Source organism: Rhizobium sp. 01T417 (assembly GCF_056398905.1).
In genome coordinates this window covers 50,082-63,538 of the sequence record NZ_JBFTQH010000008.1, presented here as the reverse complement: position 1 = coordinate 63,538, position 13,457 = coordinate 50,082, and the positions used below count along the sequence as shown (strand labels likewise).

16 protein-coding genes are annotated in these 13,457 nt (G+C 56.5%); 7 read left to right on the top strand and 9 right to left on the bottom strand.

What is annotated here, in order from left to right; all coding sequences use genetic code 11:
- Positions 1 to 65 precede the first annotated feature (65 nt).
- Genes treZ through AC1DPR_RS11040 form a run of 3 tightly spaced genes read right to left on the bottom strand, consistent with a single transcriptional unit; the run spans position 66 to position 2,866 of the window.
- Complete coding sequence (gene treZ, locus AC1DPR_RS11050) at positions 66 to 1,823, bottom strand: malto-oligosyltrehalose trehalohydrolase (RefSeq protein ID WP_477816293.1); 1,758 nt, start codon at positions 1,821 to 1,823, stop codon at positions 66 to 68.
- The gene (locus AC1DPR_RS11045) at positions 1,820 to 2,596 is read right to left on the bottom strand and encodes an SDR family oxidoreductase (RefSeq protein WP_477816292.1); all 777 of its coding nucleotides are present in this window, start codon (positions 2,594 to 2,596) and stop codon (positions 1,820 to 1,822) included. Before AC1DPR_RS11045 ends, treZ begins: the two co-directional genes overlap by 4 nt.
- Positions 2,597 to 2,866: a hypothetical protein gene (locus AC1DPR_RS11040; RefSeq protein WP_113162975.1), complete on the bottom strand. Its 270-nt coding sequence runs from the start codon at positions 2,864 to 2,866 to the stop codon at positions 2,597 to 2,599. It abuts the gene before it with no gap.
- A 642-nt stretch (positions 2,867 to 3,508) separates the two neighbouring features.
- Between AC1DPR_RS11040 and AC1DPR_RS11035 the strand changes: the two genes are divergently transcribed.
- The 3 genes from AC1DPR_RS11035 to AC1DPR_RS11025 all read left to right on the top strand — a co-directional run bounded on the left by AC1DPR_RS11035 (position 3,509) and on the right by AC1DPR_RS11025 (position 4,858).
- Complete coding sequence (locus tag AC1DPR_RS11035; RefSeq protein WP_113471860.1) at positions 3,509 to 4,009, top strand: sigma-70 family RNA polymerase sigma factor; 501 nt, start codon at positions 3,509 to 3,511, stop codon at positions 4,007 to 4,009.
- A gap of 160 nt (positions 4,010 to 4,169) precedes the next feature.
- A complete protein-coding gene (locus tag AC1DPR_RS11030) occupies positions 4,170 to 4,382 on the top strand; it encodes a hypothetical protein (RefSeq protein WP_477816291.1) in 213 nt (70 codons plus the stop codon).
- A gap of 29 nt (positions 4,383 to 4,411) precedes the next feature.
- Entirely contained in the window at positions 4,412 to 4,858 is a 447-nt protein-coding gene (locus tag AC1DPR_RS11025) for a hypothetical protein (RefSeq protein ID WP_113162972.1), read from the top strand.
- Positions 4,859 to 4,880: 22 nt separating this feature from the next.
- Here the strand turns inward: AC1DPR_RS11025 and AC1DPR_RS11020 are convergent, their stop codons facing one another.
- The 3 genes from AC1DPR_RS11020 to AC1DPR_RS11010 all read right to left on the bottom strand — a co-directional run bounded on the left by AC1DPR_RS11020 (position 4,881) and on the right by AC1DPR_RS11010 (position 6,187).
- The gene (locus AC1DPR_RS11020) at positions 4,881 to 5,303 is read right to left on the bottom strand and encodes a hypothetical protein (protein ID WP_477816290.1); all 423 of its coding nucleotides are present in this window, start codon (positions 5,301 to 5,303) and stop codon (positions 4,881 to 4,883) included.
- 120 nt (positions 5,304 to 5,423) lie between these two features.
- On the bottom strand, positions 5,424 to 5,585 hold the full coding sequence (locus tag AC1DPR_RS11015) for a DUF1328 domain-containing protein (protein WP_082728580.1): 162 nt from the start codon (positions 5,583 to 5,585) through the stop codon (positions 5,424 to 5,426).
- Between the two features lie 74 nt (positions 5,586 to 5,659).
- A complete protein-coding gene (locus AC1DPR_RS11010; protein WP_477816289.1) occupies positions 5,660 to 6,187 on the bottom strand; it encodes a hypothetical protein in 528 nt (175 codons plus the stop codon).
- A 394-nt stretch (positions 6,188 to 6,581) separates the two neighbouring features.
- Between AC1DPR_RS11010 and AC1DPR_RS11005 the strand changes: the two genes are divergently transcribed.
- Positions 6,582 to 8,087, top strand: a complete 1,506-nt coding sequence (locus tag AC1DPR_RS11005) for a phospholipase D-like domain-containing protein (protein WP_477816288.1) — start codon at positions 6,582 to 6,584, stop codon at positions 8,085 to 8,087.
- Here AC1DPR_RS11005 and AC1DPR_RS11000 read toward each other — a convergent pair.
- On the bottom strand, positions 8,037 to 9,008 hold the full coding sequence (locus tag AC1DPR_RS11000) for a lysylphosphatidylglycerol synthase domain-containing protein (RefSeq protein ID WP_477816287.1): 972 nt from the start codon (positions 9,006 to 9,008) through the stop codon (positions 8,037 to 8,039). The two genes, AC1DPR_RS11005 and AC1DPR_RS11000, sit on opposite strands and share 51 nt — an antisense overlap.
- A 66-nt stretch (positions 9,009 to 9,074) precedes the next feature.
- Between AC1DPR_RS11000 and AC1DPR_RS10995 the strand changes: the two genes are divergently transcribed.
- Positions 9,075 to 9,830: an endonuclease/exonuclease/phosphatase family protein gene (locus AC1DPR_RS10995; protein WP_477816286.1), complete on the top strand. Its 756-nt coding sequence runs from the start codon at positions 9,075 to 9,077 to the stop codon at positions 9,828 to 9,830.
- A gap of 109 nt (positions 9,831 to 9,939) precedes the next feature.
- On the opposite strand, the gene AC1DPR_RS10990 is transcribed toward AC1DPR_RS10995, so the two are convergent.
- The gene (locus tag AC1DPR_RS10990; protein ID WP_113162966.1) at positions 9,940 to 10,119 is read right to left on the bottom strand and encodes a hypothetical protein; all 180 of its coding nucleotides are present in this window, start codon (positions 10,117 to 10,119) and stop codon (positions 9,940 to 9,942) included.
- 606 nt (positions 10,120 to 10,725) lie between these two features.
- Between AC1DPR_RS10990 and AC1DPR_RS10985 the strand changes: the two genes are divergently transcribed.
- A complete protein-coding gene (locus AC1DPR_RS10985) occupies positions 10,726 to 11,991 on the top strand; it encodes a DUF763 domain-containing protein (protein ID WP_477816285.1) in 1,266 nt (421 codons plus the stop codon).
- Positions 11,992 to 12,125: 134 nt separating this feature from the next.
- Here the strand turns inward: AC1DPR_RS10985 and AC1DPR_RS10980 are convergent, their stop codons facing one another.
- Complete coding sequence (locus AC1DPR_RS10980) at positions 12,126 to 12,407, bottom strand: hypothetical protein (protein ID WP_113162964.1); 282 nt, start codon at positions 12,405 to 12,407, stop codon at positions 12,126 to 12,128.
- Between the two features lie 269 nt (positions 12,408 to 12,676).
- Between AC1DPR_RS10980 and AC1DPR_RS10975 the strand changes: the two genes are divergently transcribed.
- Positions 12,677 to 13,195, top strand: coding sequence for a DUF992 domain-containing protein (locus AC1DPR_RS10975; RefSeq protein ID WP_477816284.1), 519 nt, complete (start codon positions 12,677 to 12,679; stop codon positions 13,193 to 13,195).
- Positions 13,196 to 13,457 lie beyond the last annotated feature (262 nt).

Sequence of the window (13,457 nt, the reverse complement as noted above, 5' to 3'; positions counted from 1 at the left end):
GCGTTGTTCGCTAGCTTTTCCGCTTGCTTCTTCACTGAACGGCGCTCTGAGAAGGACGATTTGCCTTAAAGGACATATAGGTGCGTTGTCCATGGCTGCAAAACCTCCTCTGCAGCCTCGCTGACAGGCGGATACACCCTCTGGCCACAATCGCGTTCCATCGACATTGCCCGCCCTGAGGCATTGGCTCTCAACTGCAGGGTTCGCGCACCCAGCTTCCAGTCAAGGAACACTGCCTGTTCAACCGCAGAAACGACCGAGCCCGCGTAACCGTCTGCATCCGGTAGCAAGGGAATAACGTGGTTGCGACGAACCTTGATCAGTCGTTTGAAAAAAGATGCCCACGCTGCCGCCTCATGGTCAGCGAGAACGTCCCAATCGAGTTTCGAGTCCAGAAAGGTCGAGAGATCGTTCGGATCAGGCAGATCCCTCGCGCCACAACCTTCGGGCAGGCCACCAAAATTTTCTGCTTCTGTCGACCTGCCGGCGGCGATCGCTCTCGCCAACTCGCCATTATAGTCGGCGAAGAAGTGAAACCTGCGCGGAGTTAGATGGTCGTCGCCCATGAAAAGAAGCGGGATTTGCGGTGACAGCATAAGGATCTCTGTCAAAACCCTGTGACAGCTTTGATCAATCATGGTGTGAAGACGATTGCCAAGCGCACGGTTTCCCACCTGATCGTGGTTTTGAAGAAAATGCACGAAGGCGGTAGGCGGCAACGAAGCCGAGCAGGCTCGATCGCGAGACTGAAAACTATTGCCGTCGCACAGATATCCGTTTTGGAGCGTCTGCTTCATCTTCTGCCATGGCTTGTCGCCAAATGGAGCATAATGGCCACTCGCCTCGCCCGTGACCGCCACGTGCATGGCATGATGGAAGTCGTCGTTCCAGTCGGCAACAAAAAAGGGTCCGCCATCTCGAGAGAGAAGATTGGTGGCATTGGCAGGGTTTTCCGTGATCAAGTGCACATGGCGATCCAGAAAGCGCGCGCGAACCTTTTCAGAAATCTCTTTCAGTATGTGCCGGTCGGTTCGATCCTCAATTTGGTCTACGGCATCGAACCTCAATCCATCGAACCGGAATTGATCAAGCCAATAGATCACGTTGTCGATGAAAAAGCGCCTTACGGGCTCCCTTTCGAAAGCAATCTTCGGGCCCCATGGTGTTGGATCGTCTTTACGAAAGAACTCTGCTGCATAAAGCGGCAGAAAATTTCCCTCTGGTCCGAAGTGGTTGTAAACAACATCAAGAAAGACCATGAGGCCATATCGATGGGCTTCGTCCACAAAGTTTTTGACGTCGTCTGGCGAACCATAGGAATTATGAGGAGCATAGGGATAGACGCCGTCGTACCCCCACCCTCTCGTGCCTGGAAATTGTGCGAGTGGCATGATCTGGACGGCCGAAACACCTAGTTCCGCTAGCCGATGCAGGTGCTTTTCTGCAGCCGCGAACGTTCCTTCGGCTGTAAATGTGCCAATATGAATCTCGTAGATTATGGCCTCCTCCCAGGGACGGCCCTTCCAAGGTACCTTCCAATTGAAGTCGGATCCCCAGAGGCGAGATGGTCCAAGCACCCCGGCGCGCTGCCACCGTGAGGCCGGGTCAGGAACACGTGTGCCGTCCGCAAGGGCGAACCAATAGTCCGCATCGTCGGTCAAGGTTTCCGTAATGGAAAACCAGCCATCATCAGCCCGGTCCATTGGTACCTGCCGATCATCGATCGCGACAGAGACGCGCGCCTGCATCGGCGCCCAAAGCCTGAGGATGGTTGACCCGTCGGGATTGGAGGCTGGTCCCCAGGAAAATTCCCAATCTTTCATCGCAGCAACCCTTGTCCGCCGTCGACGAAGACCGGGCTTCCAGTGATGTGCCGAGAGGACGTGCTCACCAAGAAAAGGATGGAGTCGGCCACATCGCCAGCCCGCCCCGGCTCCCCTCCCGAGATCGGAACGGTACCTTCCGGCCAGATCACCGGTACCTCCGACACTTCCCTGTGTCGAACCTCGGTCGAATCTTCGATGTTGGTCTCGATCGCGCCAGGACATATGACATTGATGCGAATTGCATGGCGGGCGAGCTCGAGGGCAAGCTGCTGGGCCATGGCGACTTGGGCGGCTTTGGTCGCGCTATAAGCGGTTGCACCTGGTGTCGTGAATGTGCGCACCCCGTTGATGGAAGAAACGATGACGATCGCTCCTCCCCCTGACTGCTTCAGTAACGGAACCATCTTGTTGAGGGTCAAGTAGGTCCCACGCAGGTTGACATTAATGGTTGTATCCCATTCCGCGGGTGTGAGGTCATCGATCGGTGCCCATACGCCATTTATACCGGCATTTGCGATGACCGCATCGAGGCGTCCGAAACCTTCCAAGATTTTACCTGCCGCGCGCTCCATATCTTGCTCCGACGCGACGTCGCCTGCCATTGCCATTGCCGTCGTCCCGGTTTTTTCAAGGCGCTTCGTGAGCGCATCGAGCGCGCTCGGATCCAGATCGAAAAGGAACAGATCGTAGCCGCCCTGAGCCAGCTTCTCTGCCGTCGCCAGCCCGATCCCCGATCCCGCTCCTGTGACAAATGCAACGGGTTTAGCCATCTATTGTCCCTCGTCGCGCTCCGCGAGATCACTCGGCGTCGCTCGGGCGGCCGCAGCCCCGACAGGATCGAAGGTGGTGGCATTGCCGTCGGTTCCGAATGCCGTCAGCTGCACGAGCACCTCCTTGGCGCGTCGCACGGCGCTGTCTGCCCCGAGACTGCGGTCATCGGTTACCATCCTGACGGAAACAAGTTCGCCTCCCTCGCCGACAAATTCGACCGTAAGCTTTCCATCGACAACAGAGCCGACATGGGTTTCGAGAAGCTGCATGACGTCCTCCTGCACTGGCGAGAAGGAATGCTTGGGACGAGGCGTTGTTCCCCTTCGATGCCAAACAGATACTGACATCATAAGGGAGCGCGCTTACCCGCGCTCAATGTCGGCATAGCATCGTGAATACTGAGAGAAGGTGCGGGGCCTCTTAAACCCAGGGCAAGACTTTTGCGACAGTAGTTCTCAGTGTACGGACGCCGAGGTAGGAGCGTTGATCAGGATCGCCTCAGGGCCCGGATATCGAGAAATCAGAAGGGTGACCAGTTCATCCTGGGTGTTATGACCCTGGTGAAAGAGATCTATGGCCGCTTCGCAAAGTACCTCGGAAGCTCTTTCGTCCGGTTTGGCGTCAAAATGCTTGTACCAGGTCTGAACTGAACGTGAGAGCATCGCCATATCCGCATCCCGAAGCCATCGCATGAAGGTCAAATTCATTCTCCCGTTGCTTGGTCGGGAGCCATCGTAACTTCCATATATTAGAGGTCAATCATGAAGTCGCGTACGGTAACGGACGGTAACAATGCCCTCCGATATCACCGGCGTCGGCCCCGAGCGTGCGGTATCGCACCAATTCGGTTTTGCTGGAACCAAACACTCATTTGAGGTTTTCCTTCCAGTATCCGTTGCGGGGAAGAGATAATGACCGCACACATTTCTCCCGGCTCGATGAGTGAGGAAGTTGCCGCGCTCATTCCGGCACTACGAGCGTTTGCCCATACTTTCTATCGGCATCCCAACGACGCAGATGACCTTGTACAGGAAACACTTGTTAAGGCTCTGTCGAACCTTGATCATTTCAAGGAGGGGACGCGGCTGAAATCGTGGCTCTTCACGATTATGCGCAACAGTTTTTGCACCCGGTATCGGATTGCGAAACGGGAGATCGTTGGGATGGCGGACGGTTTGTCGCTAAAGCGAGCCGTCGCGCCCGAACAGGAGTGGAGGGTTCGCGGTCATGAGCTTGAGGTGGCATGTGCAAGTCTGCCGGCCAAGTATCGCAGCGCTTTTGAGTTCATTTTCATTGATGGGCGCAGCTATGAGGAGGCGGCTGATCACTTCCATTGCCCGATCGGCACAATCAAGAGCCGTGTCAATCGCGCACGACGGCATCTCATGATCGAACTCGAAGTACCGGGCTAATTGTCGCCGCCGCCCTCGCCCTTGTGATGGACGATCAAAGCCGTCGGTTGCAGATTTCCAAACCGAAATCCTCTAACGGGATTAGCGCCCTTCGATTGCCAGCAATACCCAGGGAACCAAGTCGGGCCGCGTCGGTTCAAGACTGAGAATGGAGGAAATCATGAAATCGAAACCCGCGACAGACGCGAAGGGTGCCTTCGCACCATCGCAAGCAAAGCGCGAAAGCGACGGCGTTGAAAGTGCCAAGCCCACAGTGGTTACCGGATCGCAGGATACCACTGTGAACAAGGTCCCCCCTGGTGGCAAAAAGATCAAGGACTGGAACATCAACTACGACATTTCTGAAGTGAAGCAAGACAACGATCAAGGTTAGCAAAAGGCGCAGTTTGCGGAGAACGAGCCATGTCGAACGTCGTCAAAACGGGCCAGGACGAATCTAATAATGCAACCAGTCGAACGACCTTTGGTCGCTCGACGGAGAGTCAGGCACAAATCCGTGACGCTGCGGCAGTCGAGACGTATTCACCGGACGAGCCGTTGAATGTCTATCGGCTTGAACCGATCGCCGCACCAGATGATCCGCGGTGGGACAATGCCACAAACCACGGCATTGTCATCGTTGCGGCCCGAACCGCTGGCGATGCGCGTATTGTAGCAGCGAGCCGGGAACTTGACTTTATGGAGATTGACGCCGCTCCCGCTGAGGATGTCACGACATCGAACGCAAGTGCCTTTCGAGACGACAAGCTCTATACGGTTGTCGAAATCGAGCGGGGACGCTCGGACCTGAAACGTGGTGTACTAGGCGGCAATGTCTCGGTGAACACAATCATATCGACCCAGACCTGAACTTCGGCGGCCTCGGAGGCCCTTATCCTTCGGTCCGGCGCTGAATGGCTGCTGCCACAATCGGCAGGGCCGCAGTGAATGCTGATCCGAGCGGTATCGTGCGAAGGAGGCTTGCCAGGACATAGGTACCGGCCATTGCTCCCGCCAGTTTCAGCCATGGGTAGTCACCGAGTTGCGCATGCGCGCTCGCATCCGCCCATTCGGCACGTGAACGGATTACAGTCTCAGCTTGCTGTGTAACAACGGAAAGCCTGGCACGAAGATGCTCAACTTCATCCTGTACTGCTAAAAAATCCGAGTGAACGTCCTCAAAAGTTCGCCGCGAAAGCGCATCAGATACGACCCGATCTTCCGCGTGAGCATCTGCCTCCAGCAAAGCCAAGTGCTCCTGTAAGTCGTCGTCGGTGTCGAACGCGACCGGGCGTCCAGTAGTGTCGGCAGTCATCCTAGTCTCTCCAAATTTTCCGCGCGTCATCGCGAAGCTGAAGGCTTTCCTCACTAACTCATACGAACAGACACGGCGGCGGATTTCCGCCACCGAGCGAGGCTCATTCCAAAGAATTCTTCATCGCTTTATCACACGCATTGCGATTGAGACGACAAAAAGCACCAGAAAGATGAAGAACAGGATCTGAGCGATCGATGCGGAAGCTCCGGCGATACCGCCGAAACCAAGTACACCGGCAATCAATGCGACCACCAAAAATACAAGAGCGTAGTAAAGCATTTCAACCTCCGTCATTTTGACGAGAGGAAAACGGAGCGAAAGGCGATTGGTTCCGAGGCCGGCCAGTAGTGGGGTCAGAAAGCTGCCAGCGTGCGGTTCCTGGTGAACGCGAAGTCACCATCATTGGGCTTCGGCGGTTCGGCTGCGGCCAGATATGCATTCACGGGAACAGTCAAAACGAACCAGACACCTGCTCCGAGGATGAACAATTCTCCGGATTGATCGCCTGCGCGAGCAATCATTGGCAAACAGACAGAAATGAGGAGCACGAGCATCCGCACCGACCACTCGGTTTCTCGCTTCCTGATTGCGAGGGCCGCCCTTGCGCGATAGGCGCGTGCGTCATAGTCACCGCGCTTCGGCCCTGCCAGAAGGTTCCATGCGGGGCGCAATGACAAAAGCATCAAGGTACTTGCCGCAATCAACCATCCGGCTCCTGAGAGGAACCAGCAGCTCACGGCGATCAGGCACGAAATCACGATGAGCTCCCAAGCAGGACCGAGCTCGTCCGGGGAGCGCCGGCTTTTCTCATGCCAGATCTGGAGTGCCCGCGAAGCCCCCTGAAGCATCGGCTGGTCAACGAAACGACTGATAAATTCCATATTGCGCCCTTTGGTCCACGAAATACCAACAACAGGCAATTTCGGCAGGAGCGTGGCGTCGCTTCGAAAACGGTCAGGTGACGACTGAACTGCAATCCACTGTTAACGGCCGCGGGTGAGGAAAGAACGTCGTGATTCTCGGACGCCGGTTCGTTTCTATTCGTGAGCGAGTAACCCTTGCCAGTCATCGAAGAGTTGGGACCGTGCCGCCGCCTCCGCGTCGTTGGACGGTGCACGTTTGGGTTATGGGCTCGCGACTCGCTGCGATCGTATTGAGCTGGCCCTCGATTTTTTTTGCCGGATCTGGAACAGGCCGCTCGCCGCGCGCGTTTCGCGAGACATCAAAATCGCCACGAAGTTAAAGGAAAAACAGCGCCAAATGCACGAGTATCGATTGGCAGACAATGCCCCCAATCCGGATCGCTTCCGGACTGTCTTCCCTTCTCTAAGCCGTTTGGCAGGTGAAAAGCCTGTACGAAGTATCGTCCGCCGCGGACGCAACGCCTGGCGCACTGGGGTTGCTGATGAGGCTACATTTCTGATCGACGGCGAAGCATACTTTTCTGCCCTAGACGACGCGCTTGCGCGAGCGCAGCGCGAGATCTGGATCATTGGTTGGGATTTTAACCCGGATATTCGCCTGCGACCCCACTCAAGCACCGAAACACTTGGCGAACGTCTCTTGTCGCTGGTGGGCAACCTCCCGCAACTAAGGGTCAGAATTCTGGTTTGGGGGATGGGGCCTATCTATTCGGGCAAGTCACTGCGGCTGTTTCGACAGAGCCCAATCTCCAAACATCCGCAGATCTCTTTGACTTTCGATTTTAAACATCCACTGCGTGCTTGCCACCACCAGAAGCTCGTTTCGATTGACGGAAGTGTCGCCTTCATGGGTGGCATCGACCTGACAGCCAGACGGTGGGACGAATCCGACCACCGGAGTGCAAATCCTCTAAGACTCTCCCCTGACGGTACTCCCTACCCGCCTGTTCACGATGTTCAATGCCTGGTTTCGGGTGAGGTAGCGGGAATGATCCGTGATGTGGCCAGACGACGGTGGAAGAGGGCAACCAGCGAGAATGTGTCTTCCGAGATCGATGCGACGATCATCCGACCAGCTTTGGTGGCCGACATGGTTCAAGCTCCCGCGGCCATCGCCCTGACCGAACCTGGCCTCATTGGCAAGCGTGGACGCTATGAGGCACGTCGGCTCACGCGCGATGCCATTGGCGCAGCCAAGAGATACATCTATGTCGAAACTCAATATCTTGCGTCCGGCGGCGTCGGACGGGCGCTTGCAAGGCGATTGAAGGAGCCGAACGGGCCTGAGATCGCGATAATCGTCACAAAGACCTCGCACGGTTGGATCGAGAAGCTCGCCATGGGTAGTAATCGCGACCGCCTGATACGGCGTCTGAAGCGCGCCGATTGGTTCGATCGACTGAAGGTGATGTATGCCGTCACGTCTGACAACAATGGCGGCGAGGAGGAAATCACTGTTCATTCGAAGCTCATTATCATCGACGACCGCTTCGTACGCGTGGGATCCTCCAACCTCAACAATCGTTCAGAAGGCCTGGATACGGAGTGCGATCTCGCACTCGAAGCCAATTGCGCTGCCCATCAGGAGGCCATTACGTCACTTCGCCACCGCCTCATCGCGGAGCACCTGAGCGCGACCGTTGCCGAGGTCCGTGAGGTGGAGAAGTCGCGATCGATGCTTGGCGCTATCGCTGCGCTGAACACCCGGGAGCGTGGCTTGAGAGAGTACGAGGTTGATCCTGATTGCAGCGAGACCGGCCTCTTGCCGGGGTCGGCACTTGTCGATCCCCGGCGGCCTTATTGGCCACTACAAAAGTTGCGCTTGAGGTTCGGACGGTTTCTCGCGACCCTTGTCTAGCCGCTTCTTTTTCACGTTGCGGGTTATCAACTCGCTGATCGCGAAAACGGGCAATCCCAACAGCAACGGCACCAGGAAGTAAATCACGCGGAATGCCACGAGCCCGCCAATCGATGCAGCGCCTGGAAGCACGGCCGTGACCGTGGCCTCTAGCACACCGAGGCCGCCGGGCACGTGAGCGACAAGAATGGCCACGTTGGCGAGGACGAACGCCGTTGCGCTTTGAACGAAGCTCACCGGCGCCTCGCTTGCCAGGACCTGATGCAGACAGGCGGCAACGAAGGTGAAGTTGAGCGTACCAATCGCGATCTGTCCAATTGCCAGTCTGATGTTTGGCATTGTGAAACGCCATTTCCAGAGCCTCAATGGCGAGCGCACCGTCGCGGAAAGACCGACGTAGGCTACCGGTAGTGACAGTACGCCGAGACCGATCCAGAGGGGATTGCTGGCGTTTACACCCAACAGTTTGCTGACATCGATCGGATTTACGAGACAGACTATGCCTCCGAGTGCAGACAGCCCGAGCATGACCGTTACCCCGCAAAACAAGACGACTTTGGCGACCTCCTCGGCGTTCAGCCCCCATCGTGTGTAGTAGCGATATCGAACGGCGCCGCTGCTCAGGGCGGCCACGCCCAGATTGTGGCCGATCGCAAGCGCGGTGAAGGAGGCAATCGCTGCTTTCGGATAGGCGAGCGGCCGGCCAACATATCGCAAAGCCATCCAATCAAAGCCCGTGAGGCAAAGATAGGAAAGAGCACAAAATGCAACGCCGGAAACCAGACGCCAGCGGGGAATCTGGTCTATCGATTGCAGGATCTCTTCAAAGGTATAGCGGTTAAAGACCTTGTATAGCAGGTAGGCTGCAAGCAACAGGCCGAACACGAGGAAAATATTGAAAAGGATGCGCCTTGCCGACATGAAGGATCCGTCCGTTTGATGTCTTTGTCCTTGGGAACGAAATTGGGCCAGACGGGTTCCCGCTGAATGGCTACACCACCCTCCTGTCCCCCACGTGACCAACGCGAGATCAAGATTCTCACCTACAACGTTCACAGCTGTGTCGGGACGGACCGCAGAATTGACCTGAACCGGATTGCGGATGTCATTGCGCAATCTCAAGCAGACATTATTGCACTCCAGGAGCTGGACGTCGGCCGAAAAAGAACCGGCGGTGTTGACCAGGCGGCGGCCATTGCGGCGCTGCTAAAGATGAGCGCCCACTTTCACCCGGCACTGCATATCGAGGAAGAACGCTATGGCGACGCCATTCTGACGGCACTCCCCACGCGCGTGATAAGGGCTGCAGCCCTTCCCTCGATCGGCGAAACGCGCGGCGCAATCTGGGTGCAGGTCGATGTTAACGGGGAACCGCTCAATATTCTCAATACGCACCTCGGGCTTCGCAACCGCGACCGTATCCGGCAGGTCGCGGCACTGCTCGGCGACGAGTGGATTGGACATGCTGAGTTTCGTTCCTCCCCGTCAATCGTCTGCGGAGATCTGAATGCCACACCCTCGACTTCCGCCTACAAACGGTTGTCAACGCAGTTTCGAGATGCGCAATTATTGACAGGCACAAAGCCTCGACCGACATTTCCTTCGCGCTATCCCCTGTTGCGTATCGACCATGTCTTCGTGTCGCAGGAAATCCGGGTAAGGTCGTCTTCAATTGTATTCGATCCGCTCGCACGTCGAGCCTCAGATCACCTGCCGCTGTTGGTAGGTTTTCGCATCGAATGAGGCTGCCAGGCTTGGGATCGAGAATCCGTGGATACCGAGTGATCTCTCTCTAACCGCGGTCTGTTGGAAGGAAGCTATTTGTTTGAGGCTCCCTGAACCTAGAGCAGGTTCACAGCTCCCTTTTGGCGTATTTCGTCTTCAGGCTGTTGTAGGCATCTTGCCTAAACCGTTCAGCGGTATCTTCGGAAGAAAATACACGCTCCGCAGTGATATCTCCGTCCCTTATCGACACTTTGTATTGCCCATTACGGCTGTCGATCACTGCGTCGAATAATGGCTGGATGTCCATTGTTTCCTACCAATGCTCGTATATGCAAAACCAAGATATCGTACACCTGCCCAAACGTAAGTCCATCGGACCAAGGTCCCTGTAAGGCCCCTTTTTCTTTGCATTTCCGGTCTTGCGAAGTTGATCAACACATTGCGCAGATCTGACGACCCGTTGATGATTACAAAAGCATGTTCATCCCTTCATACCCGTCGCGGCCAAACTGCCGGTCGGCATTTTCGAAGGACGGCCAGTAGCCATCTGACATGTGATCGGGTGGAAGTGGATCGAGCTTTGATAAAGCGGCGATCACGTACCAACTTGAACCTTATAATGGTTTAGCGACAGCGGCATCGGAATCCCGGCGACGCGCTCTCGCGCTTCGTATCGCTGAATGTCCGCTTTACGAAGACGCCTGTGACCCTCTGCAAAATCTTGCAAGGCTCTTCTGTCACTCGTTCTTGCTCCTTCTGACGCCCGCCCGCAATTACCCTGAACAATTCCTTCCTCCTTGTTGTCCTGGTAAACGGACGCTCTGCAAAGACGAAGCTTTGCCCATTCTCGCAGGGCCGCGCTTCAAGAACTTAATCGTTGTCTCGGTGTGTCAAACCGCTTTATAAGCTTTGCATGGTCCAACGAGCCGGCAGCGCCGATCTTCCTCTTCATGGTGGCCGCGTCCCACGATGGCTGGGCGAGCGCATGACACGGCTCGGTGCGGTCATCACCGAGGCAATCGTCATTCACTACGGTCGCGACGAGTTGCTCAGCCGCCTGGCACACCCGTTCTGGTTCCAGTCTTTCGGTGCAGTCATGGGTATGGATTGGCATTCGTCCGGCATCACGACAAGTGTCATCGGAGCGTTGAAGCGGGGCCTTACTCCGATGGCGGGCGAACTCGGCATTCATGTCTGCGGCGGCCGCGGCAGACATTCAAGGCAGACTCCTGACGAGCTGATGGCCATCGGCAATCGCGTGGGAATTGATGGCGCCGCTCTTGCGCGCACCAGCAGGCTGGTCGCCAAAGTTGATAGCGCCGCGGTCCAGGATGGTTTCGATCTCTACCTGCACGGCTTCATTGTCACTGATGACGGTAAATGGGTCGTGGTCCAGCAAGGCATGAACGGCGCCAAAAGGCAGGCACGACGATATCACTGGCATTCGGAGGGTCTCAAAAGCTTTGTGGATTCTCCGCATTCAGCAATCGAAGGACGCGGACAGGGGAATATTGTCAATCTCGCTGACCATCGAGCGGAAAGCTCGAGAAGAAGTCAGCTTGATTTGCTGGGCGTGTTGGGGCCGGATAAAATCCTGCGGGAGGTCATCGCGCTTGAACCGGCGCGGGAAATGAAAAATGCCGCCCAGCCACTGCTGCCCCACCTGATCATGCCATCCCATCACGACGTGCGTGAGAAGGACGTCGACATGAAGCGCCTGCATGGGACACTGGCGGCAGCGGCCGACCGCGGACCAAAGGATTTTGAAAATCTTCTTCTAATTCCGGGAATCGGTGCACGGACAGTGAATGCCCTGGCAATGGTGGCCGAGGTTGTTCACGGCGCGCCATGTCGCTTCTCGGACCCTGCCCGCTTCTCGCTCGCCCATGGCGGAAAGGATCGCCATCCTTTCCCTGTGCCGGTCAAAGTCTATGACGAAACAATCAAGGTAATGAGGTCCGCCGTCGGCCGGGCAAGACTTGGCCGCGAAGAGGAATTACAGGCTTTGAGGAGACTCGACGATCAGTCGCGGCAACTGGAACGCTATGTTACGGGCCCAGATCTGAAGGAGATCGTTGCCGGCGAATTCTTGCGGTCGCACCAATGGGGCGGCCGTAGTGTATTCGGATGGGAGCAACCGGCACGGGAAGAGACAGAGCGCTTGGGCCGCAAACCTTGATGGTTGGGGTATCGCCCCTGTTTCGAGAAGCGACGAAAAACCGGCCTCACGCAACCTGAACCGATACCGCCTCAACCGTCCTTCGAGCCAGCTGCTCACTGTCCGTCTTGCTCAATTGCCGATTTGTCGGAAGGTCAGTTGAGGTAAGGGCGGGCGCCCTTCCTGTTGGAAAACTGGTACACCAGCAGCATGCCCTGCTCCAACAGAAGCTCGGCAGCTGGGAAGTCCCGTAGCGCGAGATCGCCGCACAGCCCGCGGATTGTTGAGGCGAGGCACGTTGAATTGGTCACAAACCGGGCATCGCCCAAGGTTTCAGCTTCGTCCGCGCTCGCTTCCAAAGCGTCGGCGACCGTCTCCAGCAAGTTGGTTCTTTCAACGAGGGTCATCTCGTCCAGTCTCTTGGAAATCGCATTCATGACAGCCTCCTCGCGCGAACAGCTTTAGGTTCGCGGCGCTTTTTCATGGTGAAGTTATCTGATCGCTAAAAACGTGGGGGCCCCGCTTCAGGAATGCAAATCATAGCTGACAAGCGCTGGTTGCACGGGTCTTCCACGCCCAATGGACGCGGGCGCTCGTCCGAGTTCCATCCGGATCGCAGCGCTTCGCAGAGGCGAGGACGGAACCTATGCCCTCGGGATCGGTTAATTCCAAGGCCATATGGATTAACAATTGAGAGGAACCCGAGATGAAAAACCTTGTCCTAGCCATCGCAGCCGTGGCTTTTACAATTCCTTCGGGCGGCTGGGCAGCTACGATCCACAAGACGCAGCCCACGCAAAAAGTAGTCATCGTGAAAGAATCGCGCCAGAGACTGGGCACGCTGTCGTGCGAGGTCGCCGGAGGCGTGGGAATGGTTATCGGATCGAACCGTGCGATCAACTGCCGATTTCGCCAACAAGGCGGTTGGGTGGAGCATTATGCCGGATCGATTGGCAAGCTTGGTCTTGATATCGGCGTAAGTGGCAAGTCCTATTTGAGTTGGGTTGTCGTCAATACAAAGCCGACGCGCGTCGGTGAAGGCGATCTCGCCGGTACCTATGTCGGTGCGTCCGCGAACGCGGCAATCGGTGTTGGCCTTGGTGCCAATGCTCTCGTCGGGGGCAATGCCGAAAACTTTGCGCTTCAGCCTGTCAGCGGACAGACCGGAACCGGGCTGAACGTTGCGGCTGGCGTCTCGCGATTGCAGCTCTCTCCAGTTCGTTGATCGGAACGGATGCGGAAAGCCAGCGTCATCCGAACCGAGATGTGTCACAACCTGGCGACGCCCCGGCGCCGCCAGGCAATGGCATCGGCTTTCAGCATAGGGCGGCTTAACGAAAGCGGGAATTCGCAGATACGCCGCAAGCGGATGAATGGTTCGCCAAAATGGCGATCACCCAAGTGAGCGGACCGGGGAGCGCGACTTGCCAACATGCGATCAACGTCGAGCGTAGACACAAGCATGACAAGCTTTTCAAATTAAACCT

What these genes read in the sequence shown, in the direction of transcription:
- AC1DPR_RS11000 (WP_477816287.1), bottom strand. Translation starts at nt 9,008, where the DNA reads ATGTCGGCAAGGCGCATCCTTTTCAATATTTTCCTCGTGTTCGGCCTG.
- AC1DPR_RS10995 (WP_477816286.1), top strand. Translation starts at nt 9,075, where the DNA reads ATGGCTACACCACCCTCCTGTCCCCCACGTGACCAACGCGAGATCAAG.
- AC1DPR_RS11035 (WP_113471860.1), top strand. Translation starts at nt 3,509, where the DNA reads ATGACCGCACACATTTCTCCCGGCTCGATGAGTGAGGAAGTTGCCGCG.
- AC1DPR_RS11020 (WP_477816290.1), bottom strand. Translation starts at nt 5,303, where the DNA reads ATGACTGCCGACACTACTGGACGCCCGGTCGCGTTCGACACCGACGAC.
- AC1DPR_RS10990 (WP_113162966.1), bottom strand. Translation starts at nt 10,119, where the DNA reads ATGGACATCCAGCCATTATTCGACGCAGTGATCGACAGCCGTAATGGG.
- AC1DPR_RS11045 (WP_477816292.1), bottom strand. Translation starts at nt 2,596, where the DNA reads ATGGCTAAACCCGTTGCATTTGTCACAGGAGCGGGATCGGGGATCGGG.
- treZ (WP_477816293.1), bottom strand. Translation starts at nt 1,823, where the DNA reads ATGAAAGATTGGGAATTTTCCTGGGGACCAGCCTCCAATCCCGACGGG.
- AC1DPR_RS10975 (WP_477816284.1), top strand. Translation starts at nt 12,677, where the DNA reads ATGAAAAACCTTGTCCTAGCCATCGCAGCCGTGGCTTTTACAATTCCT.
- AC1DPR_RS11030 (WP_477816291.1), top strand. Translation starts at nt 4,170, where the DNA reads ATGAAATCGAAACCCGCGACAGACGCGAAGGGTGCCTTCGCACCATCG.
- AC1DPR_RS11015 (WP_082728580.1), bottom strand. Translation starts at nt 5,585, where the DNA reads ATGCTTTACTACGCTCTTGTATTTTTGGTGGTCGCATTGATTGCCGGT.
- AC1DPR_RS11025 (WP_113162972.1), top strand. Translation starts at nt 4,412, where the DNA reads ATGTCGAACGTCGTCAAAACGGGCCAGGACGAATCTAATAATGCAACC.
- AC1DPR_RS11010 (WP_477816289.1), bottom strand. Translation starts at nt 6,187, where the DNA reads ATGGAATTTATCAGTCGTTTCGTTGACCAGCCGATGCTTCAGGGGGCT.
- AC1DPR_RS10985 (WP_477816285.1), top strand. Translation starts at nt 10,726, where the DNA reads ATGGTCCAACGAGCCGGCAGCGCCGATCTTCCTCTTCATGGTGGCCGC.
- AC1DPR_RS10980 (WP_113162964.1), bottom strand. Translation starts at nt 12,407, where the DNA reads ATGAATGCGATTTCCAAGAGACTGGACGAGATGACCCTCGTTGAAAGA.
- AC1DPR_RS11040 (WP_113162975.1), bottom strand. Translation starts at nt 2,866, where the DNA reads ATGCAGCTTCTCGAAACCCATGTCGGCTCTGTTGTCGATGGAAAGCTT.